At 43.5% G+C, this 25,745-nt stretch carries 24 protein-coding genes; 18 read left to right on the top strand and 6 right to left on the bottom strand.

Annotated features, from left to right (window positions below; translation table 11 throughout):
* Positions 1-120 precede the first annotated feature (120 nt).
* From MHI16_RS17330 to MHI16_RS17315, 4 genes are all read left to right on the top strand, one after another.
* Positions 121-342 (top strand): DUF1450 domain-containing protein, encoded by a 222-nt coding sequence (locus MHI16_RS17330; protein ID WP_003215259.1) that lies wholly within the window; start codon positions 121-123, stop codon positions 340-342.
* 170 nt (positions 343-512) lie between these two features.
* Complete coding sequence (locus MHI16_RS17325; protein WP_007497716.1) at positions 513-1,814, top strand: HD domain-containing protein; 1,302 nt, start codon at positions 513-515, stop codon at positions 1,812-1,814.
* Between the two features lie 30 nt (positions 1,815-1,844).
* On the top strand, positions 1,845-2,345 hold the full coding sequence (locus MHI16_RS17320; protein ID WP_058013439.1) for a YwgA family protein: 501 nt from the start codon (positions 1,845-1,847) through the stop codon (positions 2,343-2,345).
* Between the two features lie 224 nt (positions 2,346-2,569).
* Positions 2,570-3,382 (top strand): zinc-dependent metalloprotease, encoded by an 813-nt coding sequence (locus MHI16_RS17315; protein WP_061409891.1) that lies wholly within the window; start codon positions 2,570-2,572, stop codon positions 3,380-3,382.
* 49 nt (positions 3,383-3,431) lie between these two features.
* On the opposite strand, the gene MHI16_RS17310 is transcribed toward MHI16_RS17315, so the two are convergent.
* Positions 3,432-3,617 (bottom strand): 2-hydroxymuconate tautomerase, encoded by a 186-nt coding sequence (locus MHI16_RS17310; protein ID WP_003214939.1) that lies wholly within the window; start codon positions 3,615-3,617, stop codon positions 3,432-3,434.
* A 107-nt stretch (positions 3,618-3,724) separates the two neighbouring features.
* On the opposite strand from MHI16_RS17310, the gene MHI16_RS17305 reads away from it, so the two are divergent.
* Both MHI16_RS17305 and MHI16_RS17300 read left to right on the top strand, forming a co-directional pair.
* Positions 3,725-4,387, top strand: coding sequence for a site-2 protease family protein (locus MHI16_RS17305; protein ID WP_061409889.1), 663 nt, complete (start codon positions 3,725-3,727; stop codon positions 4,385-4,387).
* 12 nt (positions 4,388-4,399) lie between these two features.
* Complete coding sequence (locus MHI16_RS17300) at positions 4,400-4,918, top strand: YwhD family protein (RefSeq protein WP_058013442.1); 519 nt, start codon at positions 4,400-4,402, stop codon at positions 4,916-4,918.
* A 125-nt stretch (positions 4,919-5,043) separates the two neighbouring features.
* Here MHI16_RS17300 and MHI16_RS17295 read toward each other — a convergent pair whose 3' ends face one another.
* Positions 5,044-7,113 carry a transglycosylase domain-containing protein gene (locus MHI16_RS17295; RefSeq protein ID WP_342498027.1) on the bottom strand — a complete coding sequence of 690 codons (2,070 nt, stop codon included), beginning with the start codon at positions 7,111-7,113 and terminating at the stop codon, positions 5,044-5,046.
* A 224-nt stretch (positions 7,114-7,337) separates the two neighbouring features.
* On the opposite strand from MHI16_RS17295, the gene speE reads away from it, so the two are divergent.
* From speE to argS, 5 genes are all read left to right on the top strand, one after another.
* The gene (speE, locus tag MHI16_RS17290; RefSeq protein WP_339164288.1) at positions 7,338-8,168 is read left to right on the top strand and encodes a spermidine synthase; all 831 of its coding nucleotides are present in this window, start codon (positions 7,338-7,340) and stop codon (positions 8,166-8,168) included.
* 69 nt (positions 8,169-8,237) lie between these two features.
* Positions 8,238-9,110 carry an agmatinase gene (speB, locus tag MHI16_RS17285; protein WP_003214818.1) on the top strand — a complete coding sequence of 291 codons (873 nt, stop codon included), beginning with the start codon at positions 8,238-8,240 and terminating at the stop codon, positions 9,108-9,110.
* Between the two features lie 79 nt (positions 9,111-9,189).
* Positions 9,190-9,471 (top strand): hypothetical protein, encoded by a 282-nt coding sequence (locus MHI16_RS17280; protein ID WP_342498026.1) that lies wholly within the window; start codon positions 9,190-9,192, stop codon positions 9,469-9,471.
* Positions 9,472-9,642: 171 nt separating this feature from the next.
* Positions 9,643-10,065 (top strand): DUF1934 family protein, encoded by a 423-nt coding sequence (locus tag MHI16_RS17275; protein WP_058013446.1) that lies wholly within the window; start codon positions 9,643-9,645, stop codon positions 10,063-10,065.
* Positions 10,062-11,735 carry an arginine--tRNA ligase gene (argS, locus tag MHI16_RS17270; RefSeq protein WP_058013447.1) on the top strand — a complete coding sequence of 558 codons (1,674 nt, stop codon included), beginning with the start codon at positions 10,062-10,064 and terminating at the stop codon, positions 11,733-11,735. The genes MHI16_RS17275 and argS overlap by 4 nt, the downstream gene beginning before the upstream one ends.
* Before the next feature lie 408 nt (positions 11,736-12,143).
* Here argS and MHI16_RS17265 read toward each other — a convergent pair whose 3' ends face one another.
* A complete protein-coding gene (locus MHI16_RS17265) occupies positions 12,144-13,115 on the bottom strand; it encodes a S66 peptidase family protein (protein ID WP_058013448.1) in 972 nt (323 codons plus the stop codon).
* A gap of 156 nt (positions 13,116-13,271) precedes the next feature.
* On the opposite strand from MHI16_RS17265, the gene cls (MHI16_RS17260) reads away from it, so the two are divergent.
* From cls (MHI16_RS17260) to MHI16_RS17250, 3 genes are all read left to right on the top strand, one after another.
* Positions 13,272-14,774, top strand: coding sequence for a cardiolipin synthase (gene cls, locus MHI16_RS17260; RefSeq protein WP_058013878.1), 1,503 nt, complete (start codon positions 13,272-13,274; stop codon positions 14,772-14,774).
* Between the two features lie 105 nt (positions 14,775-14,879).
* On the top strand, positions 14,880-16,595 hold the full coding sequence (locus MHI16_RS17255) for an ABC transporter ATP-binding protein (RefSeq protein WP_058013879.1): 1,716 nt from the start codon (positions 14,880-14,882) through the stop codon (positions 16,593-16,595).
* A gap of 72 nt (positions 16,596-16,667) precedes the next feature.
* Positions 16,668-17,666, top strand: a complete 999-nt coding sequence (locus MHI16_RS17250; protein ID WP_058013449.1) for a S66 peptidase family protein — start codon at positions 16,668-16,670, stop codon at positions 17,664-17,666.
* A gap of 29 nt (positions 17,667-17,695) precedes the next feature.
* On the opposite strand, the gene MHI16_RS17245 is transcribed toward MHI16_RS17250, so the two are convergent.
* From MHI16_RS17245 to cls (MHI16_RS17235), 3 genes are all read right to left on the bottom strand, one after another.
* Positions 17,696-17,950, bottom strand: coding sequence for a hypothetical protein (locus MHI16_RS17245; RefSeq protein WP_058013450.1), 255 nt, complete (start codon positions 17,948-17,950; stop codon positions 17,696-17,698).
* Positions 17,951-18,023: 73 nt separating this feature from the next.
* Positions 18,024-18,986, bottom strand: coding sequence for a UV DNA damage repair endonuclease UvsE (gene uvsE, locus MHI16_RS17240; protein ID WP_061409883.1), 963 nt, complete (start codon positions 18,984-18,986; stop codon positions 18,024-18,026).
* A gap of 12 nt (positions 18,987-18,998) precedes the next feature.
* Positions 18,999-20,195: a cardiolipin synthase gene (gene cls, locus MHI16_RS17235; protein ID WP_268466890.1), complete on the bottom strand. Its 1,197-nt coding sequence runs from the start codon at positions 20,193-20,195 to the stop codon at positions 18,999-19,001.
* A gap of 143 nt (positions 20,196-20,338) precedes the next feature.
* On the opposite strand from cls (MHI16_RS17235), the gene MHI16_RS17230 reads away from it, so the two are divergent.
* The 4 genes from MHI16_RS17230 to MHI16_RS17215 all read left to right on the top strand — a co-directional run bounded on the left by MHI16_RS17230 (position 20,339) and on the right by MHI16_RS17215 (position 25,735).
* Positions 20,339-22,450, top strand: a complete 2,112-nt coding sequence (locus tag MHI16_RS17230; protein ID WP_058013453.1) for a heterodisulfide reductase-related iron-sulfur binding cluster — start codon at positions 20,339-20,341, stop codon at positions 22,448-22,450.
* A 102-nt stretch (positions 22,451-22,552) separates the two neighbouring features.
* Complete coding sequence (locus MHI16_RS17225; RefSeq protein ID WP_268466889.1) at positions 22,553-23,728, top strand: acetyl-CoA C-acetyltransferase; 1,176 nt, start codon at positions 22,553-22,555, stop codon at positions 23,726-23,728.
* 19 nt (positions 23,729-23,747) lie between these two features.
* Entirely contained in the window at positions 23,748-24,611 is an 864-nt protein-coding gene (locus MHI16_RS17220) for a 3-hydroxybutyryl-CoA dehydrogenase (protein ID WP_061409875.1), read from the top strand.
* An 11-nt stretch (positions 24,612-24,622) separates the two neighbouring features.
* Complete coding sequence (locus MHI16_RS17215) at positions 24,623-25,735, top strand: acyl-CoA dehydrogenase family protein (RefSeq protein ID WP_268466888.1); 1,113 nt, start codon at positions 24,623-24,625, stop codon at positions 25,733-25,735.
* Positions 25,736-25,745 lie beyond the last annotated feature (10 nt).

Below are 25,745 nucleotides of genomic sequence, written 5' to 3'. Positions count from 1 at the left end.
ATCATGCGTCTTGCAAGTCCAGCCGCTTCGATGTACAATGTTGGGTGGTATATTATGACTCTTGGTTGTCCAACTGTTTTATATAAAATGAAGTTCATCATTGAAAGGAAGCGTAAGACCATGGCTAATGAGTTTCGCGTATGTGACGATTGCGATGCGACGAACCTAAAGACGTTGTTGCCTCGACTCAAATCGGTTGACCCTGATGCAAAAATTGAAATCGGCTGTCAATCCTATTGTGGTCCAGGACGAAAAAAGGCTTTTGCGTTTGTGAACAATCGCCCATTATCCGCACCAACAGAAGATGAGTTACTCGAAAAGGTTCAAAAAAAAGTCAAATAAATGTCACTGAATGTGTTCAGTCGACCTAAAAAGAGGTCCGTCCCTGTCAGGTCGGGCTTTTTACGTCCGTGCAATCTTTGAGAACACATTCACGAGCAAATTCAAGGATGCTTTCGGGAAAAGTTACCCGATATAATAGAAACACGTCTTAAAAAAAGAGGGACGAAACGATGGCGTATCCAAAAGGGAAATTATCTGAGGAAAAGGTATTTAAAGATCCTGTGCACCGTTATGTTCACGTACGGGACGCATTAATATGGGATTTAATAGGAACAAGAGAATTTCAGCGCCTGCGCCGAATTAAACAGCTAGGAACCACTTACTTAACGTTTCATGGTGCAGAACACAGCCGTTTCAATCATTCACTCGGTGTATACGAGATTGTGAGACGGATTGTAGATGATGTTTTCAAAGGACGGCCGGAATGGGATGAGGGAGAACGCGAGCTTGTCCTGAGTGCGGCCTTGCTTCATGACCTCGGACATGGACCATTTTCTCATTCCTTTGAAAAGGTCTTCCACTTAGATCATGAATCGTTTACAAGAGATATTATTTTAGGGCAAACCGAAGTCAATGAAGTGCTTCGCCGGGTGAGTGATGATTTCCCGAAGCATGTGGCAGAAGTTATTGCCAAAACGTATCAAAACAAACAGGTGGTCAGTTTGATCTCAAGTCAAATTGATGCCGACCGTATGGACTATTTGCAGCGTGATGCCTACTATACAGGCGTCAGCTATGGCCATTTTGATATGGAGCGTATTTTGCGCGTAATGCGTCCTAGAGAAGATCAGATTGTGATGAAGCAGAGCGGGATGCATGCGGTCGAGGATTATATTATGAGCCGCTATCAAATGTACTGGCAAGTCTATTTCCACCCAGTGACACGCAGTGCGGAAGTCATTTTAACGAAAATTCTCCATCGTGCAAAAGAGCTGCATGAAACGGGCTATATTTTCACACATGCCCCTGTTCATTTTTATTCGATTTTTGAGGGGAATGTCACCACAGAGGACTATATTAAACTGGATGAATCCATTGTCTTATTTTATTTTCAGGCGTGGGAAGATGAAGAAGATCACGTGCTGGCTGATTTGTGCCGCCGTTTTATGAACCGCCGATTGTTCCAATATACAGAGTTTAATCCGAATGAAGAAATGACGAAATATTTCAAGCTGACCGCCTTGTTCAAGGAGGCAGGCATTGATCCTGACTATTATTTAGTCGTCGACTCTTCTTCTGACTTGCCCTACGACTTCTACAGACCAGGGGAGGAAGAAGAGAGACTGCCGATCCATCTTTTGACGCAAAGTGGTCATATTAAAGAGCTGTCGAGACAGTCAGATATTGTTGATGCCATTTCCGGTAAACGAAGAACCGATCATAAACTTTATTTCCCGATGGACTTAATTGTAGATATGTCGGAAAAAGCTGAAGAAAAGAAGGCGATCATGAAGCTGCTTGGATTGGGATAAGGAAGTACTGAAAAAGGAGATGTCGGGAATTTGTTGAAAGAGCATGCAAAGTTGATGAAGGTATTCTCTGAATCTGGGGAAATCGTTGGACGGAAGAAGCTGCAAAAGATGATTTACATAGCAAAAAAGCTAGATTTGCCTTTTTACGAGAAATACGATTTTCACTTTTATGGCCCCTATTCAGAGGAGTTGACGCTCAGAATTGAAGAGCTGTGCAACCTTGGATTCTTGGACGAAATGAAGGAAAAAAAAGGCGGATACTATCAATATCGCTATTCGCTGACGGACAATGGGAAAGAGTTTCTCGATCAGTGTGAAGTGGACATGCCTGACCTCAAAGTGCTGACGCAGCAGATGAACGAGCAGTCGTCACGTTTTCTAGAGCTCGTCTCTACGATTTTATACTTTGATGATCTGCCAGAAGATGAGGTAAAGGAAAAGGTCTTCACCATTAAAAGCAAGCAGCGCTATACGGACGAAGAATTTGAGGATGCTCTTGCTTATATTGATCAATTGAAGAAATTGAACTAGTTTCACAAAAGCCCAGTATTTAGGGCTTTTTTTATTTTGTAAGACCTGGAACAAAAGCGCTAATTTTCAATGAAATGTGTACTGAACGATTCAGAAAATTAGTGAATATGACATATTCCGACTTTCTTCTCGTGCATCTAATTTCCTGTTTTTGACTGAATAGAAGGAAAATGGTGAATTTTCAGTGAATATATAACTTTGTGAAAATCAAAGGAGGGATAGGAATGAAAAAGCGTTCAGTCTTTTTGTCATTTTTATTGGTAGGTAGTTTGTTACCGGGAGTAAGTTCAGCTTCAGCACCAGTCGCGAGTGCTGGTCATGGGCATGATCATGGTCATGCGCCATTCGAAACACATATTAGTGAGGGGTTGCCAAAGGCAAACGATTTTAAAGATTTGACGAAAGCACCTCCAATTGAACGAGATGTGACAACAAAGGTATTAGATGAGTCTGGTAAGCAGGTGGGCTCTAGAACCTTTAAGGCGAATACAGGGGATTCTATTTCAACAAAGGCAAGTACAGGCAGTCAAAAAGTAACGGTCTATGCTGTAGCAGATGCACAGTATCGTGCGAAATATAGTGACTGGCAGACGCGAATTGTCAGCATCATCGAGCAAGCGGACGTGACCTTTAACCGTGATCATGATGTGGACTTTGTCGTACAAGCAGTAGGATCTTGGACATCTTCTGGATCAAATTCATCGCAAATTCTGTCCAACCTTCAGCGCAGCTTTGATGGCAGAGGATACGATTTTGTCACTGGATTTACAGCAAATCCAAACTTTGATGCAGGCGGAATCGCTTATGTATACAATAGTGCACCGAGCGGAAGTGCATTCGCCGTTAACCTTGATCAAGGAACAGCGAACACCGCAAAAGCGGCTACGCATGAATATGGTCATAACTTTGGCTTACCGCATGACCCTCAAGGCAGCGGCATTGTCTGCCTAATGAACTATGATTATTCCTACACAGTCGATTTCTTTGATGCGGCTCATAAAAATCAAGTGAACCGTAACAAAGCGTGGTACAGATAAAATAAGAGACAAAAGGACAAACACCTATGTGCTTGTCCTTTTTTTATGCTTACAGGTCGCTCATTCGTTTTCCTGCTACGGCATAGTGTTCTTTTTTCATTTCTTCAATAATGACAGAGACTTTTTCTGCACCTGCGCCTGTTGTTTCAACAACAGCATCAGTGACTTTCTCCACAAGAGCTCGTTTCTGCTCGTCTGTTCTTCCTTCAAGCATTTGTACGGTAACAATCGGCAATGCAAAAACCTCCTTTTTCCTTTAATGCTACGCTTCCCTTTAGTTTAAGGGACTTCTTATAGTATACTGAATGAAGTAAATCATTGTATAGAAAGAAAGAGGGATTCATGCCTTTGAACCAATTTCTTGTGTATCCATTAGAACTGATTCCATATGTCGCCATTACGCTTGTTGTTGCATTTACGATGCACGAGCTGGCGCATGCATATGTTGCGTATCGTTTCGGAGACCCGACAGCTAAGAACCAAGGGAGACTCACATTAAATCCACTGAAGCATCTTGATGTATTTGGGACGATTTTGATCTTTGTCGCTGGGTTTGGCTGGGCGAGACCTGTGCCGGTGAATCGATACCATTTTAAAAACCCGCGCTTAGCAGGAATCTGCGTCTCGATTGCTGGTCCTTTAAGTAACTTGGTGTTGGCGTTTCTAGGCTGTTTCGTGTACGTGCTTCTTCAGAAATTTGGCGGGGAGTCGCTCATGCGCTTTGAGCCTGGAATGGATTATTTCTTCCGAATCTTTATAAACTTGAACGTCATTTTGTTCCTATTTAATCTATTGCCACTTCCGCCACTGGATGGGTATCGTATTATTGAGGACGTCGTCAGTCCCCGTATCCGTGCGAAAATGACGCAATTCGAACAATATGGGATCATTATTTTTCTCATATTCGTGATTACGCCGCTAGGACAGTTTGTTTTTGGTCCATTGATCGGAATGCGGGATCAAATCATATACTGGTTTAATCTTATTTTGAAGCCGCTGCTTTAGGAGGTTTAATGAATGGAAGGTAAAAAGAAGAAACCAATTGGTTTTAATATCATTAAAAAAACAGACGCAACTGACGGACACGGAGGCTTTGGTGCGGGTGCACTCAGCCTAGATAACATTTCGCCAGTGATCATTGATGTAGAGGAAAAGGAAGCTGTCATTGATATTGGTGCAATGCATGCAAGAAGTGCCGTGGAAAAAGGGATTAAATTCTTGAAAAGTAAAGAAGAGGTACCGAACGGAAAGCCGTATTGGCTCGTATGGGTAACCATTGACCGCAGAGAAGTAGGTCCTTATTATGCTGGTGTGACGGCTTGCGAAATGACCGTCGACCGTTCAATCCGCCGCGGGTATAAGTCGCTTCCAGAGCATGTGAATTTAATGGATAAATCAATGAAGCGAAAAATCGTCGTCAGTCATATGGATGATGTATCGAAAAAGGTACTGGCTGATTTCTTGAAGAGTCATAATGAAGCACTATGGGAAGCATCTACAGAAGAATTAAAAGAAGGATTGGCTGTCCCTGAATAATTGTGAAATTTTTGTGAAGAATGGTGAATTGCTACCAATTCCAGCTGATTTTTGAGTAAACTGGTGTTAAAGCTAGGACATGGAGAATCCCGAGATGCAAATCTCGGGGTTTTTCATGTCTTTTTTTAACGTTTCAGCCACTTTTCCCACCATTTCTTTGGCCTTTGATCTTGAACCGGATCTTCATCAGAAGATTTATCCTCAGCACCGTAGCACATACCTGTCGGCTCCGTTCCTTCTATAAAATAGGTGAATACCTTTGATTCACATCCTGGACCCGCGAGATCGCCGGTTTTTGGATTGATATACACACCTTTTACACCGTCTGGCGGCATGAAGGAGGACGCTGGCTGTTTGGAGAGGGCTGATTCCATAAAGGATGCCCATATCTTTTTTGCATAGGCTGTTTCTTCGACCGAGTCAATGGTACGCCCTTTATCATAGCCCGTCCACACACCTGTGACGAGCTGGGGAGAGAAGCCGATCATCCAGCTATCGGCTCCTGTCGTTCCCGATTTCCCTCCGTATGTTCTTGTGAGATCCTTCATAATGGTGCGGCCAGTGACACTTGTATAGCCGTTTAACTGATCATTGAACATTCCTGACATCATGTCGGTGGTGACAAAGGCTGCCTTTTCATCTAAGACTTGCTCTCGTTTTTGTTTTTCTTCAAAAAGCACGTTACCTTTTGCATCCGTTACTTTTGTAATAAAGGTGGGTTTGACTCGTTTTCCGCCATTGACAAGCATTGCGTAAGCATTGGTCATTTCAATTGGTTTGACAGGGGACGTGCCTAGGGCAAGTGACGGCACTTGATCTAGTCTTTCGTTGATGCCGAATGTTTTGCCGGCACGTACGAGCTGCTCCATTCCTAAAAAAAGATGGGTTTTCACAGCATAAATATTATCAGACAGCGCCAAGGCTTGAAGCATGGTAATGCCGTCATTGGCGTAATAGCCATGATAATTGCTTGGTGAATAAGCAGCACCGCTTCCTTGATCATCGAGCTCAAAAACCGTTTCTTCACTTCGCATGACGGTTGCTGGTGTAAACCCATTTTGCAAGGCAATGTAATAGAGAAGAGGCTTCATTGTTGAACCGGGCTGTCTTTTCGCTTGTGTGACCCGGTTGAATGGACTTTTCTCATAATCTCTTCCTCCGATGAGGGCGAGTACATGACCTGTTTGGGGATGGATAGCAGTAAAGCCGATTTGGATGTCTGATTTCGAATAGATTGTGTTTTGTAACGTTTTCTCAGCCATTTTCTGTAACTCTGGATTTAAAGTCGTTTGGATATGAAGACCATAAGTTTCGATCTGTTCCTCAGTTAACCCCAAGCTTTGTTTCAACTCACGAATCACATCATCATAAAAATATGGTGCTTGCTTTGCTTGCAGCTGCTTCTTCTGCAAAGGGCGATAGGACAGTTTTTCTTTCGCGGCTTCAGCGGCTGCCTTTTTCGTAATCATGCCATCCTCTTGCATGTGCCTCAAAATCATATTCTTTCTTGCGCCGGCTTTCTCTTCATTCACATAAGGGGAGTAGAGAGAAGGGCCCTTTGGGATACCGGCAAGTAAGGCAGATTCAGCGAGTGTCAAATTCTTCGCTTTTTTTCCGAAATACAGACGGGACGCCGCTTCCACGCCGTAAGCTCCGTGACCATAATAAATGGTGTTCAAGTATCCTTCTAAAATCTCGTCTTTTGTATAGTTTTGCTCTAAGCGGATCGTGTAAAAGGCTTCATTCCACTTCCGCTTCCACGTTTTATCATGATCTAAATACAGATTTCGTGCATATTGCTGGGTGATCGTGCTGGCGCCTTGTACCTTAGCCATAGCACGAATATCCGCCACTGCAGCACCCGCCATCCGTTTCACATCAAAGCCATGATGCTCATAAAAGGTTTTATCCTCAACAGCTACAGCTGCCTGTCTGATATGAGGGGACATGTCCTTTAAGGGCACCCAATATCTCTTTTCTCCAAAGCTGGATTCTCCAAGCTTTGAACCATCGGCTGCATAAATCGTCGTAGATTGGGGAACTTGAACAGAGGGGGCACCTTGCCATTTGGCTATTAAAAGAATCGTCAAAAAGACAGTGCCTGCAAATAGAAAAGCGAGCAAGCCAATAAAAAAACAGGCTCGAATCGTTTTCACGGTCATGCGGATTTTTTTATTACTCATGATTGTGTCCATGCAAAGCCCCCATTTTGACGGTTTTTTATCAGTATGGAACAAAGAAAACCGTTTTAAACAAATGATTGCAAGAGTATGCATGAAAATTGAAGAGAACTCATGCGGTTCTTTACAATTTGATATGAATCCACTATACTTTTTTCTTGGACAATCGATATAGTCATAGCCGATAAAGGCGCTAACAATAGATGTTTGTTTATTATTGGATGAGAGGAAGATGGACAATGAGCGAACTTTGGTATACAGAGAAGCAAACGAAGAATTTTGGTATTACATTGAAGGTGAACAAAACCCTTCATACAGAACAAACAGATTTTCAGCATTTAGAAATGGTGGAAACAGAAGAGTTTGGCAATATGCTGTTTTTAGACGGTATGGTGATGACATCAGAGAAAGATGAGTTTGTATACCACGAAATGGTGGCACATGTTCCTCTTTTCACTCATCCAAACCCGGAAAATGTTCTTGTCGTAGGCGGAGGAGACGGCGGTGTCATTCGTGAAATCCTGAAGCATCCAAGTGTGAAAAAAGCGACACTTGTTGATATTGATGGCAAAGTCATCGAATACTCGAAGAAATTCCTTCCTTCGATTGCTGGAAAACTAGACGATCCTCGTGTAGATGTCAAAGTCGGAGATGGCTTTATGCACATTGCTGAAGCTGACGATGAGTATGATGTCATCATGGTGGATTCAACAGAACCAGTTGGGCCAGCTGTGAACCTGTTCTCTAAAGGTTTTTACGCAGGGATTTCAAAAGCACTCAAAGAAGACGGTATTTTCGTGGCACAAACGGACAACCCTTGGTTCACACCTGAGCTGATTACAAATGTACAGCGTGATGTGAAAGAGATTTTCCCAATCACGAAGCTTTACACAGCAAATATTCCAACGTATCCAAGTGGTCTTTGGACATTTACCATCGGTTCAAAAAAATATGACCCACTTGCTGTAGAAGACAGCCGTTTCTTTGATATTGACACGAAATATTACACAAAAGAATTGCACAAAGCGGCATTCGTTCTGCCGAAATTTGTAAGCGACTTAATCAAATAAATCAAGCGAAGTGGAAATGCGCAAATGACAGTTTGCGCATTTTTTGAAGCGTAAAAGGAGGAATCTTGCATGAGATTCGACGAGGCTTATTCAGGAAAAGTGTTTATTGGAAGTCATCCGACATGGGAAGATGCAAAAGTCATTTTATACGGGATGCCGATGGATTGGACCGTCAGTTATAGACCAGGCTCACGTTTTGGCCCAAACCGTATTCGTGAAGTGTCGATTGGATTAGAGGAATACAGCCCTTATTTAGATCGTGAGCTGCACGAGGTACCATTCTTTGATGCCGGTGACATACCGCTTCCTTTTGGAAATGCACAGAAAAGCTTAGACTTAATTGAAGAGTATGTCGACAGTATTTTAGAAAAAGGGAAGTTTCCATTAGGAATGGGAGGCGAGCATCTTGTGTCTTGGCCTGTTTTCCGCGCGATGCATAAGAAATATCCTGATTTGGCGATTATCCATATGGACGCACATACGGATCTTCGTGAGGAATACGAGGGTGAGCCGCTGTCTCATTCAACACCGATTCGTAAAGTAGCAGGACTCATTGGACCTGAAAATGTGTTCTCTTTTGGGATTCGTTCTGGTATGAAGGAAGAATTTGAATGGGCAAAAGAAGCGGGCATGCACATTTCTAAATTTGAAGTGCTGGAGCCGTTGAAGCAAGTATTGCCAAAGCTGAAGGGGCGTCCAGTTTATGTGACGATCGACATTGATGTACTCGACCCAGCTCATGCACCTGGTACAGGCACGGTGGATGCTGGCGGTATTACATCAAAAGAGCTGCTTGCTTCCATTCATGCCATTGCAGGATCTGAGGTTCAAGTAGTCGGTGCAGACCTTGTAGAGGTAGCACCTGTATACGATCATTCCGACCAAACAGCGAATACAGCGAGCAAGCTTTTACGCGAAATGCTGCTTGGATTTGTGAAATAATAACTTGATAGAGGAGCTTGTCATCTCATGTGGACAAGCTCTTTTTTTTACATTGGTCAAAAAATAAAGGAGGCAGCTCATGTTTTCGTCATTATTGATGGTGCTTCTCGCTTTATGTGTGTTAGGGGCAGGCTTTCTCACACTGAAACGAGAGCTCGCAGCTGAGCCGCCTGTTTTTGCTTCGAAAAAGGAAGCAAAGGAAGAGATGTTGGGGCTGTTTCAGGATCGAGGCTTTTTCTATCTGACAGCCATTGCGTTATTCATGCAGGTGGTATTTAAGCAGTCGCAGATCGTGCCATTTGATTTTTTTCAGGCATACAAGCTCTTTTTTATTTCATCAAAAGAAAAGACAGGGGCGTAAAGGCTGGATTGGTGGTATTAGTGAGTTTCCTGTTTCTTTTTTTCTAAAGGGATGGCGTAAGATCAAAAACGAAGTTTAATCACCGTGAAGAAGAGAAATGATGGGATGATAGGCGATCATGAATATGGTATACTATTTTAGTTAAACGGGTCTTAGCAAAGGAAGTGCAAAATGACACAAAACCAAATTTCAATTCATGTAAAGTCAGTGATGAAACCAGAGACGGAGCCGGCTGAAACGATCGAATTCCGCACGACTGGAACGTATCAAGAAAAGAATGACAAAACGTATCTCACTTACCATGAAGAACATGAAATGGGTCAAGTAAAAACCGTTGTGAAAATGAGTGAAAAAGAAATTTTTGTCATGAGATCAGGGGCCATTCAAATGAAGCAGCGCTTTCTCATCGGAGAAACGACCATTACACATTACACGATGCCATTCGGTACACTACAGCTTGATGTACACACACATGGCATTGATCTCGATGTGGACAAGGGACTGCTGCACATTACGTACGATATGCTGACAGGGGAAGATCAAAAGCATTTACATACATTATCGATTTCATATAAGGAGGATTTACGTTCATGAATATCGCAGAACAGGTCAAAGATGCGTTAAAAGAAGAAATTATCGCGGCAGTCGTCAAAGCAGGACTTGCTGATGAAAGCCAGGTACCAGATGTCCTTTTAGAAGTGCCGAAAGACAAAACTCACGGTGATTACTCCACCAACATGGCGATGCAGCTTGCCCGCATTGCAAAAAAAGCACCTCGTCAAATCGCAGAGGACATTGTCAAAGCGTTTGATAAAGGGAAAGCATCTATTGAAAAACTGGATATCGCAGGTCCAGGATTCATTAACTTTTATATGAACAATCAGTATTTAACAAAGCTAATCCCAGCTGTCCTTGAAGCAAAAGAGGCATATGGTGAAACGAATACAGGCGGCGGTCAAAAGGTGCAAGTTGAATTCGTCTCAGCCAACCCGACAGGTGACCTTCACCTTGGACATGCCCGCGGAGCAGCTGTAGGTGATTCTCTTTGCAACATCCTGGATAAAGCAGGGTTCGAGGTGAGCCGTGAATACTATATCAACGATGCTGGGAATCAGATCAATAACCTCGCTTTATCTGTAGAGGTACGTTACTTTGAGGCGCTCGGTCTTGAAAAAGAGATGCCTGAAGACGGCTATAGAGGAGAAGACATCAAAGGCATCGGGCAAAAGCTGGCAGATGAATTTGGTGACCGTTTCGTGCATGAGCCAGAAGAAGAGCGTATGAAGTTCTTCCGTGAATACGGCTTAAAATACGAATTAGAGAAATTACGCGTAGACCTTGAGAATTTCCGTGTCCCATTTGATGTATGGTATTCAGAAACCTCTTTATACGAAAACGGAAAAATCGAACCAGCGCTGGAAACCCTTCGCGCTAAAGGCTATGTCTTTGAAGAAGATGGAGCAACGTGGCTACGTTCAACTGATTTTGGTGATGACAAGGACCGCGTGCTCATTAAAAAAGACGGCAGCTTCACTTACTTGCTTCCAGATATCGCATATCATAAAGACAAATTAGACAGAGGCTTTGATCAGCTCATTAACATATGGGGAGCGGACCATCATGGCTATATCCCTCGAATGAAAGCGGCGATTCAAGCACTTGGATATCCTGCTGGCAAGCTTGAAGTAGAAATCATTCAGCTCGTTCACCTATACAAAAACGGTGAAAAGATGAAGATGAGTAAGCGTACAGGTAAAGCCGTCACGATGCGTGACTTGATTGAAGAAGTGGGCCTAGATGCCACTCGTTATTTCTTCGCGATGAGAAGTGCGGCGACACATATGGACTTTGACTTAGATTTAGCGATTTCTACGTCTAACGAAAACCCTGTGTACTACGCACAATATGCCCATGCGAGAATTTGCAGCATGCTGCGTCAAGGTGAAGAAAAAGGCTACGAGCCAAACCTTGAAAAAGCAGATTTCTCTCACATTCAATCGGAAAAAGAATACGATCTTCTCAAAATCATTGGCAGCTTCCCAGAAGTTGTAGCAGAAGCAGCTGAAAAGCGTATTCCGCACCGTGTGACGAACTATATCTATGACCTTGCATCAGCCCTTCACAGCTTCTACAATGCCGAAAAGGTCATTGATGTAGAAAACGAAACAAAAACAACAGCACGTCTTTCACTCATGAAAGCAACACAAATTACGCTGGCGAATGCATTGAAACTAATTGGTGTATCGGCTCCGGAAAAGATGTAATACAAAAAAGCCCCGCTCTACTATAGGAGTGGGGCTTTTTGATATAAAAAAACCCGCTATCTTTTAAGGACAGCGGATGTTGAACATTACCCAAGCGTATTAATCATGTTAGAAATAGAATCAAATAATTGGCTAAGTACATCAGAAAACATAGTTTGTATCCTCCCTTCGGCAAGCATGTAGTATGTGTGCGTTAATGGGATTATCCAAGTGTATTAATCATGTTAGAGATAGAATCGAATAATTGGCTTAGTACATCAGAGAACATGTTTTTGCCTCCTCTCTTTTCTTTTTACATCTACTTAACGAAGGGGATGGAGGATTGGATCACTTTTTCTAAAAAATTTTAAAAAAGATGGTGGCATTTAAAAAAGCACCACAATTCGGGTGCTTTTTTGCCTTTTTTAGTTATGAATGAATGCGCAGCTTCACGTCTCCATTTTCACACGCTAACTGAACGCTTCCGCCAATCGGTAAGGTGAAGACGGGCTGCGTATGTCCGATATCGACATCGTAGATCACGGGAATGTGTTTGAGCATTGGGTGTTTATCTAAAATGAACTTTAAATGTTCCTCTGTCATCTTGGATTTCTTCTGAAAGCGTCCGATGATCAACCCTTTAATGGATTCGGCATGCTGCAAAAGCGAGGCAAGGTCTCTGGCGAACATTTCAGGAAAGACCAAGTCATCATCCTCCACAAATAAAATGGCATCCTTGATGCGAGGCATAAACGTTGTCCCTTGCAGTAAGTTCAGTGTACAAAGGTTCCCTCCATACAAGGTGCCTTCGGCTGTTCCTTCCTGATATATTCCCCATTTCGTCGGATGAAACTGTCTGTTCGCTTGATCAAGATACCACGCATCATCACTCCACTTTGTCGAAGGGGTCACATCAAAACACTCACTGCCATTCATCAAGCAGGCTTGAAACATAGCGGTCTGCTCCTCTTGTCCCTGGTCCATTTGAAAGCTGGAGAAATGGGGTCCAGAGTATGTCACCATCTCACATTTGGCAGTAATAGCACTTGCGAGTGCGGTAATATCACTGTAGCCGCAAAGAACTTTAGGATGCTGACGAATCAAGTCGTAATCAATGTAAGGCAAAAGTTCATTGCAATTGAAGCCTCCAATGGCAGTCAAAATACCGTCGACTTCTTCATCTGTGAACGCCTTATGCAAATCAGACAAGCGGTGTTCAATAGATGAAGAGGAATGAAGATCACATTCAAATGCGTGCTGTCCAAAGGAAACAGTGAAACCTAACATCTCTAAACGCTTTTTTGCTTGAGCGATTCCTTCTTTTGATAAAATGCTGGCACTTCGGCTTGGAGCAATGACACGAAGATGGCTGCCTTTTTTTAAAGGAGAGGGTGTATGCATAAACAAATCTTCCTTTCCATCACATATTTCTCCATTATATCGGATCAAATAGCGCAAGTCTGTAAAGGCTAGGAAAAAGGAATGGATCGTGCGTTTCATACAAGCTGTGCAAAGGGTATGGAAGAGAAAAGACAGAAACGAATGAGGGCGGAGAATGTGAAAAAGAGGAGACTGGAATTTTTATTTTTATATTTTATGATATTCGGGGCATATGTGGTGTATTGGTGGCCGGTGCCAGCGTGGAGTGTTCAGCTGTACGCAGCAGTTTATATCGCCATTATTTTATTTAGTATCATCTCACTCATGCTAGAGAACCGTACATCACAGCACACACTTTTATGGATGTATGTGCTGATCTTTTTCCCGATCATTGGCTATATGTTTTATTTGTTCTCGGGACAGCTCTATGTGAAAGGTCATTTATTCAAATCAAAGAGAATGTACAACCGTGAAAAACTACGCAGAATATCAGAGCTTGAGAGCAAGCCGGATGAATCAAGTCTAACCGAAAATCAGCGGACTTTTTTTCATTACACAGAAAAAGCAACAGGCATGCATGTGAACACAAATAGTGACATGGACATTTTAAAAAATGGGGAGGAGACGTTTCCTCGTATTTTTGAAGAATTAAAAAAGGCAAAATCGTTCATCCATATAGAATACTACATGTTCAAATCAGATTTCCTCGGGCACCGGATGATGGAGATTCTGATAGAAAAAGTGAAAGAAGGGGTAGAGGTTCGCTTCATCTATGATGCGGCTGGCAGCATTCGCTTTTCTCGGAAAGATATTAAACGCTTGAAGCAGGCGGGTGTCAAGGTTGCTCCTTTTCTGCCTTTAAAATATGGTTTCTTTAATCAAAAATTCAATTTCCGTAATCACCGAAAAATTGTGATCATTGATGGGCAAACTGGATTTGTCGGAGGGTTAAATGTCGGAAAAGAATATGTCGGACGTGATGAAAATATCGGGTTTTGGCGTGATACGCATACGATGTTAAAGGGTGAGGCTGTCCAAACCCTTCACTCTGTTTTTATGCTTGACTGGGAGTATGTATCAGATGAAGTATTAATTGATGATCCGAAATATCATATGCCGCATCCTGTGACGGGAGAGGATGTCATTCAGGTTGTACCAACTGGACCCGATATGAAAGAAAGTATGAGTGATTTATATGATGCACTCATCTCAAATGCGAAACAATTTGTCTGGATTGCGACACCTTATTTTGTCCCAAATGAATCCATACGTACGGCGTTGAAAATTGCTGCGACAAGAGGGGTGGATGTCCGGGTGATGGTTCCGGAGATCAATGATGGCTTTCTCACACAATACGCCACACGATCGTATTTTTCTGAGCTCCTAAAAGAGGGCATCAAAGTGTATCACTATCAAAAAGGCTTCATGCATCAAAAAGTGATGATCGCAGATGGAGAACTTGCCTCTGTCGGTACCGCAAATGTGGATATGAGAAGCTTTCAGCTCAATTTTGAGGTCAATGTCTTTACGGCCGCGAAAAAGCCCATTGAGCAGCTAATGACCCATTATGAAGAGGATATGAAAGAATGTGAGCAAATGGGGCCTGTTCATTTTTATAAAAGAGGCTTAAAAGAGCGCTTAAAGGAATCATTTGCTCGGTTATTTTCTGGCGTGCTATGAGGATTTCCAGTCTAAGAAATCATTTCCTCATCTAGTATTTTGAAGAGGTTTCCTCTATAATTGAAAATGATTATCAATTATAGAGGAAATGAGGTTCTTTTACATATGCTAAAACGCTTTTTCGCCTATTACAGGCCTTATCGAGGTCTGTTCTTTTTAGATTTCTTTTGTGCTGTCGCCGTTGGATTGATGGAATTGGGTTTCCCGCTTATCGTGAACTACTTTATTGATACACTGCTGCCAACAGGGAACTGGACAGTCATTGTCTGGACAGCACTTGCGCTGTTTGTCATTTATGCCCTCAGCTCGGTGATGCAATTTATTGTGTCATATTGGGGGCACATGCTTGGCATCAATATTGAAACAGATATGAGGAAAAAGCTGTTTGATCACTTTCAGCGCCTATCCTTTAAATTTTTTGACAACAACAAAACGGGTAAGCTCATGTCACGGATGACAAACGACCTCATGTACATTGGAGAGGTGGCGCATCATGGTCCTGAAGATTTGTTTATAGCGATTATGACGATTCTTGGTGCCTTTGCAGTCATGCTGATGATTAACTGGCAGCTGGCTATTTTAACCTTCCTCATCATGCCTGTCATCATTTGGCTCGCCCTTCATTTTAATAAAAAGATGACGAAGGCGATTACACAGCTCAACAATGACATTGGAGACTTTCATGCAAGGGTTGAAAACAATATCGGCGGCATACGTCTTGTTCAAGCCTTTGCCAATGAACATTTTGAGAAAAAGCGTTTTGCTGAAAACAATAACCGTTTTCGGAAAGCGAAGCTTCTTTCCTATAAAATTATGTCGGTCAATGGATCGATCAGCTATATTCTGACACGTCTTGTGACACTGTTTGTCCTTCTCGCAGGTACATGGTTTGTCCTGCAAGGCCAATTAACGGCAGGTGGCTTTATCGCATTTGTTCTGATTACGAATGTTTTATTTAGACCAATTGATAAAATCAACACGGTCATTGAAATGTATCCAAAAGGCATTGCAGGCTTTAAAAGCTATGTGGATTTGCTAGAAACAGAGCCGGATGTGAAGGATACAGAGGAAGCACGTGATGTTTACGGATTGAAAGGTGAGATTGAATATCGAAACGTAACATTTGGCTACGATGAACACAGTCATGTGTTAAAGAATATCGATTTGAAGATCAAACAAGGAGAAACGGTTGCGTTTGTCGGGCCTTCAGGAGCGGGGAAATCGACGATTTGCAGTCTGCTGCCTCGTTTTTATGATGTGGATGAAGGGGAGATCACGATAGACGGTGTAAGCACAAAGTCTATGACATTGTCTTCTTTAAGGCAGCAGATCGGTATTGTGCAGCAGGATGTCTTTTTATTCTCAGGCACCATTCGTGAAAACATTGCGTACGGCAACCTAGAAGCCAGCGATGCAGAGGTTTGGGAGGCTGTCAGGCGTGCGCATTTAGAGGAACTTGTCCAGCGTTTCCCAGAAGGATTGAATACGGTGATAGGTGAGCGCGGCGTCAAACTGTCAGGCGGTCAAAAGCAGCGCTTGTCAATTGCACGAATGTTCCTGAAAAACCCTTCTATACTCATCCTAGATGAAGCCACATCAGCACTGGATACAGAAACAGAAAAAGCCATACAGGATGCGCTGAGTGAACTGGCAGTCGGCAGGACAACACTCGTCATCGCCCACCGCCTTGCAACAATTAAACACGCCGACCGTATCATTGTCGTGACAGAGGAAGGCATTGAAGAACAAGGCCGCCACCAAGATTTAATTCACATGGGCGGCGTATACAGCAGACTGCATGAAGCGCAGTTTGGTCATTAAAGAGAAAGCCCTTTTGATCAAGGGCTTTTTTTGTTAGGATAGAAAAAACTCGTGTAGGAAGGATCTGATGGAATGAAGGGGCTTCGGCGATTACAAAAGGGAGATAAGATCGGTATTTTTTCACCTTCAAGTCCTGCATCAGCGACCTCGCCACTTAGGTATGAGCGGGCGAAGAAGTGGCTTGAGCAAAAAGGATTCATTGTGGTACCAGGATCATTAACAGGGAAAGAGGATCACTACCGTTCAGGTACAATTCAAGAACGAGCCAATGAGTTGAATGAGCTAATGGCACGAGAAGACTTGGCGTGCGTCATGTCAATGATTGGCGGGACAAATTCAAATAGTTTGCTGCCTTATCTCGATTTTGAGCTGCTGAATCAACATCCGAAAATCATGATCGGTTATTCAGATGCAACAGCAATTCTTTTAGCCGCTTACGAAAAAACAGGACTGCCTGTATTCTACGGACCGGCGCTTGTCCCGTCCTTTGGCGAGTTTGAACCGTTCGTTGCTTATTCATATCAGTCGTTCGAAGACATCCTGATGCAGCCTCAACCCATTCCTTATCAGATTAAAAAACCACCTTTTTGGACGGATGAACGAATCAATTGGGAAGAAAAGACGCGTGATAAAAAGCAGCGTCCGAATGATTGGCTGTGCGTCCTAGAAGGACAGGCAGAAGGCAGGTTAATCGGCGGGAACCTGAATGCAATGTACGGCATATGGGGCAGTGAATTCATGCCTGCAATCCAAACAGGAGACATTCTCCTCATTGAAGATTGCATGAAAACTGCTTCAGTTGTAGAAAAAAACTTCTCTTTATTGAAAGTAAATGGAGTGTTTGAGCGGGTATCAGGAATTCTATTGGGGAAACATGAGCTGTTTGATGATGAGGGAACGGGCAAAGAACCTTACGAGATTTTACTTGAGGTGCTTGGAGAGACAAAGAGACCGCTTATCGCAGATTTTGACTGTGCTCATACACACCCGATGCTCACGATGCCGATCGGTGCACAAGTGAAAATGGATGCAGTTTCAAAACAAGTGTGGTTGACGAAAGAGTGGATCTAACAAAAAGAGCAGCCAGCAGCTGCTCTTTTTTAAGAAACCTTCTCTTTTTCAAATGGCTGCAAGAGGTCTTGTGCTTTTTTTCCCTCTACGACAATTAAGTAGTCAGATTCTAAATGAATGAGCCTGAAGGTTTCAAGCTCTACGATGTTCTTGATGTTACACATTGTTTTTTTAGAATACACATATAGACGATGTTGAGCTTGGTGGCATTTTTCATAAAGAGAAATAAGCTTATGTAAATTCAATGCTTTCGCAGCGATTTGGATTGAATAGATCTGAGACATCTTCATATCCTCCTGTTGATTACTTTCTCACAATAGCTTTGTTACCCCTGTTTGCACAGAGATAAACCTTTCTCTATGATTTCCACTCAATGGTTCCTCCGCCTGTTCGTTTGTTGCCTCTTATCGCAGACAGTTCTTCGACGAGTTTGAGCAGGGCCTGATCCTTTAACTTCGCCTCAATCATAAAATCTACATTACGCCCATACGGTTTTAATGCATGAAAAAGCGGTAAGACAAAGGACATATCTACACCATCTGCATGACTGCGTATGGCTTTTTCTGATTTCGGTGAGGATAAATGAATTTTAGGCGGAATGCCAGTGCTCGTCCAAGTGTCGAATACTCTTGGCAGGATGTCTTCAAGGGCGGCATCGTCATCTTTATTGGCTACGTGATGATGGTAATCAAAAACAAAGGGAATACCGTGCTTTTCACATACACCAAGCGTTTCTAACGACGTATACGTTTTGTCATCATTCTCAAGCGTCATCCTCGCCTTGATATGCGCCGGAAGCTGTTTGATATTTTCATCAAAACGGAGAAGTGCTGATTCTTTATCACCATATGCGCCGCCCACATGAATGTTCATATAGCCTTCCTTTTCGAGCTTCATCGCCTCAAGCATTTGATAATGGTACGTCATATCGATCACGGCATTTTCTGTGATTGAAGGCTTAAGGCTAGTAAACAAGGTGAATTGATTTGGGTGAAAGCTCACACGAAGCCCATGCCGTTTTACCAACTCGCCAATTTCAAGAAACTCCTTTTGAAATGGTGTCACAAAGTCCCAGCGTACCTCGGGGTGGGTCGCAAGCGGGACGATCGAACTCGAAAAACGGTAAAGCGGGATATCATGAGCAATGGCGAAATAAAGCGTTCTTAATGTATTCACGAGATTGGCCTTTGTTGTTCGTAATAACGCCTCTTTTCCTTCTTCCTTTGAGAGCTTGCTGTATCTTGCAAAGGACAGCGACTTGGCAGGAGAAGTCTCCCACAAGGTGACGGCATTGGATACATAACCAAATCGATAACGCATAGGTGATCTCCTTTATAAAAAATAAGAAAACATGGCGGCAGCCCATTCCAGCGGACGAGACAAAAGAGGACGCTGTGCCAATTTCTCTTCTGTCATAAGCTCAGACACTTCTATGTGCTCGCGGATTTTTTCCTCTACGTGTGCAGTAAAGTCGACATCGTCAATGGCGACATCAACTTCCTCGTTTAGAAACAAGCTGCGTTTATCAAAATTTGCCGTACTGATCATACAGCGTCTCTGGTCAATTAGAATGGCTTTCGCATGATAAAATCCTTTATAAAAACGATAAACAAGGCAGCCAGAGGCAATGAGGTCCTTCAAATAATGAAATCCAGCCTCTTTGACAAGTGGATGATCTGCTTTCATTGGGATGATGATTTCAACCGTGACGCCTCGCTTTCGTGCATCAAGCAATGCACTCAGAAGAGGAGCAGATGGAATAAAGTAAGGTGTACAGATGATGATCTGTTTCCTCGCCTGCTGAATATCTTTGAGGAACAAAGCTTCTAAAGAAAAACCAGCAGTCGCACGTGTTGTGCATTGTAGTGTACCGGGTTCCAAAGCAGGAAAAACTTCATATTGCAGCTGATGAATGCCAGATGTCCGGTATAAATCATTCAAAAACACATGCTGAAGATCTGCGACAACTTGCCCCGTCATGCGCAAATGATAATCCTTCCAAATGCCAAACCGACCCTTTTTCCCAACATATTCATCACCGACATTAAACCCGCCAATATAGCCAATCTTTCCATCAATCACTGTGATTTTACGATGATTTCTCATGTTTAACCGATAAATCAAAAAAGGGAAACGAGGCTTATTTAAAAAGTAAAATTGGATGCCGCTTTTTTCCAGCATATCAATGGAATTTTGATCAAACGGATAGGACCCTAGTCGATCGGTCAGCAAAAAGACTGAAACCCCTTGTTCCGCTTTGGCTTTCAGTGCTTGTAAGACCCTTTGACCAATCTTGTCGTTCTTTACAATAAAGAACATCATATGAATAGAAGAAGAGGCCTGTTGAATATCCGCGAGCAGCTGATCAAAAAATGGTTCGCCATCATGATAAAAGACGGCATCACCGCTTGTTTGGTCAAAAGATCGTTCAAAAGCGCGGGTAGAAAAATATTTATTTCCCATATAAAGGTCTAACAATATGAGACAAACGATGACAATGAGTACGAGTAGGATGATCAATGCGATCATGAATCTTCCTCCTTTTTTGCATATTTCAATAGTGTACCCAAACGTGTAAAAAATATTGACTGAACACTCATTCATTATTTATGATAGAGGTACAACATGGAAACGGAACAAAGTAGGTTTTGGGGAATGAAAGGGGGAGCAAGATGAATAGCCTTTTAATCATGAACATGATTGCATTTGCGGCGGTGACCGCTTACGCTGTGTATTTGTTTATTTATCTCATTCGAACACGAGCAGCTTATATTCGTCTTGGTAAAAAAGAAGAGTTTCAACAAGACATGAAAAAACGCTTAGAGCGTGTTTGGGTCAATGTATTTGGCCAAAAGAAGCTGTTAAAGGACAAGAAGAGCGGCATCATTCATGTGCTGTTTTTCTACGGATTTATCCTTGTACAGTTCGGAGCCCTTGATTTTATTATGAAGGGACTCGTTCCAGATAGCGGACTCCCTTTAGGTCCGCTTTATGGTGTCTTTACCTTTTTCCAAGAGGTGGTCACACTTCTCATTTTAGTAGCCGTTGTTTGGGCGTTCCATAGAAGGTATGTGGAGAAGCTTGTCCGTTTAAAGCGTGGCTTTAAATCAGGTCTAGTGCTTTTATTTATTGGCGGCTTGATGCTGACCGTTTTACTTGGGAACGGGATGAATATCATCTGGCATGGACACTCTTTATCACCAACTGAGCCAATCGCATCCAGTATTGCTTTCTTGCTGGGCGGTATTTCACCTCTTGCGGCAACAGTCGTTTTTTATGTCGCATGGTGGGTGCATCTTCTGATTTTGCTGACATTCTTAGTGTATGTCCCGCAGTCAAAGCATGCTCACCTCATTGCAGGACCAGTGAACGTATTTGCCAGCAGATTAGACCCGCCAGGCAAGCTGCAAAAAATTGATTTTGAAGATGAGACACAAGAGACCTTCGGTGTGGGGAAAATTGAAGACTTTCGTCAGTCACAGCTGATCGACCTTTACGCTTGTGTGGAATGCGGGCGCTGCACAAATATGTGCCCAGCCACAGGTACAGGGAAAATGCTGTCTCCTATGGATTTGATTTTAAGGCTAAGAGATCATTTAACCAATAAAGGGGCCGCCATTACATCGAAGACGCCTTGGGTTCCGCAGCTTGCCTTCAGGCAGACAACAGGAAATCAGCTGGCGCTTCAGGCGAGAGGAGCAGGTGCAGAGGAATCGGCTGCCAGCTCGATGTATCATCCTTCTCTTATTGGTGAAGTCATTACAGAGGAAGAAATTTGGGCATGTACGACGTGCCGAAACTGTGAAGACCAATGCCCTGTCATGAATGAACACGTCGACAAAATTATTGATATGCGCAGATATCTTGTGCTGACTGAAGGGAAAATGGATGCAGATGCACAGCGTGCCATGACAAGTATAGAGCGCCAAGGGAACCCGTGGGGATTGAACCGGAAAGAAAGAGAAAATTGGCGTGAACTGAGAGAAGATGTGCACGTGCCGACAGTAAAAGAGCTGAAAAAAGCAGACCAAACCTTCGAATATTTATTCTGGGTTGGTTCAATGGGGGCATATGACAATCGAAGTCAAAAAATTGCGCTTGCCTTTGCAAAGCTTCTCAACGAAGCAGGAGTCTCCTTTGCCATCCTAGGCAATAAGGAGAAAAACTCTGGTGATACACCAAGAAGGCTTGGAAACGAATTTTTATTCCAAGAGCTTGCTGCAAAAAACATTGAAGAATTCCAGAAAAACGATGTCACAAAGATCGTCACGATTGATCCGCACGCCTACAATTTGTTTAAAAATGAGTATCCAGACTTCGGACTTGAGGCAGAAGTGTATCATCATACAGAATTACTGGCAGAGCTAGTGAAAGAAGGGAAACTAACGCCTGTACATGAAGTGAACGAGATCATCACCTTCCACGACTCTTGCTACCTAGGCAGATATAACGAAGTATATGATCCGCCGAGAGACATTTTAAAAGCCATCCCTGGTGTGACGCTGAAAGAAATGGAACGTCATCGTGAAACCGGCATGTGCTGCGGTGCAGGCGGGGGCTTAATGTGGATGGAAGAAGAGACAGGTACCAGAATTAACACTGCCCGAACGGAGCAGGCGTTACAGGTGCAGCCGTCCATCATCAGCTCAGGATGTCCTTATTGCTTAACGATGCTGGGAGATGGGACGAAGGCGAAGGAAGTAGAGGAGCAGGTAGGTACATTTGATGTCGCAGAGCTTCTTGAAAAATCAGTGTTTGGCGAGGCTGGAAAGCAGGTTTCGTAAACAAAACAGGCCGATGAATAGAATGTTCATCGGCTTATACATGGCGCTGTACATCAGTTGATTAGATAATATGTAAGCGGTAACAAACAGGAGGGGACATACATGAGTAAGACGGTCATTGTATCTGGAGCAAGAACACCATTTGGAAAACTAGGCGGTGCTTTCAGTGGGCTGACTGCCGCAGAACTAGGCGGAGTGGCAATCAAGGCTGCGCTTGAAAGAGTGCCGGGTTCACATCATGTGGATGAGGTCATCATGGGAAGTGTTTTGCAGGGAGGACAAGGTCAGATTCCTTCAAGACAAGCAGCAAGACATGCTGATCTTCCGTGGTCCGTTCCGACGCAAACCATCAATAAAGTCTGTGCATCAGGAATGCGCAGTGTGAGCACAGCAGATCAAATCATCCGAGCTGGAGATGCTGAGGTCATCGTAGCGGGCGGTATGGAATCCATGTCACACGCCCCTTATTTGCTAAAAAAAGCGCGATGGGGCTACAAAATGGGAGATGGTGCGGTACAAGATGCGATGATTTTAGATGGATTAACCTGTTCATTTACAGGCGTTCATATGGGTGAGTATGGGAGCATGGCTGCGAAGGAGCTCGGTATCACGCGGGAAGAGCAAGACCTTTGGGCATTAAGAAGTCATGAACGGGCGATCGAAGCGCAGAAAAACGGCTTTTTCCAGCATGAAATCACCCCCGTTACCGTCAAGACGAAAACGGGAGAGCGGCTGATGACAGAAGATGAATCTCCGCGGCGTGATACGTCATATGAACGGCTGTCAAAACTCATACCTGTGTTTGATCAAACGGGTACCATTACTGCTGGGAATGCACCAGGTGTCAATGATGGAGCAAGTGCGCTTCTTTTAATGAAAGACACATATGCGGAGCAGCATGACGTCAAGCCATTGGCAGTCGTGCTTGGTCATACGCAGGTAGCTGTAGAGGCAAAGGATTTTCCGAAAACACCAGCCTTTGCTATCGAGAAAATTTTACAAAAAACAGGCAAGCGTCTAGAGGATATCGATCTATTTGAAATCAATGAAGCCTTCTCAGCAGTGGCGCTGGCATGTGAAAAAATAATTGGACTGGACCGGCGCAAAATGAATATCAACGGTGGGGCAGTGGCGCTTGGTCATCCCATTGGGGCAAGCGGAACACGTATCATATTGACCTTGATTCATGCATTGAAACAAAGAGGCGGCGGTATTGGCATTGCGGCGATTTGCAGTGGAGGCGGTCAAGGAGATGCCATCATGATAAAGGTAGATTAAAAGGGAGGCGTTCATCGTCATGAGTACAGAAGAAACCGTCATGGTCGTTGGAGCTGGTCAAATGGGATCAGGCATTGCCCAAGTTTTTGCTCAGTCTGGCTACACAGTCCTGCTGCATGATGCATCTGAAAAGCAGATTCATCGGGCCATTTCCTCCATGACCAAACAACTGACGAAACGGGCAGAAAAAGGAAAGCTAGCCCATCAGGCAGTCCGAGATATTACGCAGCGGCTTGCTGTATCTACAGATTTAAAGGACGTGCAGCAGGCTCACTTAGTGATTGAAGCTGCATCTGAACAAATGAGTGTAAAAAAACAAATCTTTGAAACACTTGATCAATTTGCAGAGGCGAAAACGATATTTGCAACAAACACATCTTCCTTGTCAATCACAGAATTAGCAGCAGTTACGGGGAGACCGGAGCAAGTGATTGGCATGCACTTTATGAATCCTGTCCCTGTTATGAAACTCGTTGAGGTCATTCGAGCGCTGCAAACGAGTGACGACACGTATCAAATCGTTTGTGAAACAGCAAAGAATTTAAACAAAACCCCAATTGAAGTGGAAGACTTCCCAGGGTTTGTATCAAACCGCATATTGATGCCAATGATCAATGAAGCCATTTACACCCTTTATGAAGGTGTGGCAGATGCAGAAAGCATTGATGGTGTTATGACGCTTGGAATGAATCACCCAATGGGGCCGCTTCGTCTCGCTGATTTCATCGGACTAGATACATGTTTATTTATTATGAATACCCTTCATGAGGGACTTGGGGATAGCAAATATCGGCCTTGTCCTCTTTTGAAAAAATACGTGAATGCAGGCTGGCTGGGCAAAAAGACAAAGAGAGGTTTTTACACATACCACGACCACTCATAGGGGGAGTCAAGATGGATGTTTTGCTTACGGATCAACAGCGTCTCTGGAGAGAACAGGCAGCAGAATTTGCAAGACAGCGTGTATTCCCTGAAGTGGAAGCCATGGAACAAGGTCAGTTCCCAAGAGCACTTTTAACTGAAATGGGACGACAAGGCTTTCTGGGGATTCCAATACCAGCTGCGTATCAAGGCTTAGGAGCAGATTTTACAACGTATATCATCACTATCCATGAGTTATCCAAAGTGAGTGCGACCATCGGTGTCATTGTGTCCGTTCATACATCTGTTGTGACGATGCCTATTTTGGCTTTTGGAACGAAAGAGCAAAAAGAGTCCTATGTTCCGCTGCTTGCATCCGGGCAGAAACTGGGAGCATTTTGCCTGACTGAACCGAAGGCAGGCTCAGATGCCTCCAGTATTCAGTTAAGGGCAAAGCGGGCAGACGACCATTATGTGTTAAATGGTACAAAAATGTTTATCACAAGCGGCGGGGAAGCAGAACTGTATCTTGTCTTTGCCGTGACAGATCCTGCTTCTGCGAAAAAAAATATATCGGCATTCATTGTTGAGAAAGGTACACCAGGATTTACGATCGGAAAAGATGAGAAAAAGATGGGACTGCACGGGTCAAAAACTGTCACGCTTCATTTTGATGCTGTACGGATTCCAAAACAGCAGCTGCTCGGTGCAGAAGGAGAGGGCTTTCACATAGCCATGTCTAGTTTAAATGCGGGGAGAATCGGTATCGCGGCTCAAAGTCTCGGTATAGCTGAAGCTGCTTTAACGGAGGCAGTGACGTATTTAAAGCAGCACCCGGCAGGTCTAGAAACGACCATTCGGCTGGGTGATTTGGCGGCGAAGCTTGAAGCTGCCAAGCTATTAGTCTATCAAGCGGCTTGTTATAAAGAGGCGAATCGTCCGGTGACAAAGGAAGCATCCATGGCAAAGCTATTTGCGTCAAAAACGGCGGTTGAGATCAGTACAGAAGCGATCCATTTACTCGGCATGGACGGTTATACGAATCGCTATCAAGCAGAACGTTACTTTCGTGATGCGAAAGTTTGTGAAATCTATGAAGGAACTAGTGAAATTCAAAGGCTGGTCATTTGTAAACAGCTAATATGAAACGAGGTGG

Source organism: Bacillus sp. FSL K6-0923 (genome assembly GCF_038630825.1).
Lineage (GTDB): Bacteria > Bacillota > Bacilli > Bacillales > Bacillaceae > Bacillus > Bacillus pumilus.
The sequence above is the reverse complement of the archived record's forward strand: the minus strand, read 5'-3'. Positions and strand labels throughout refer to the sequence as shown.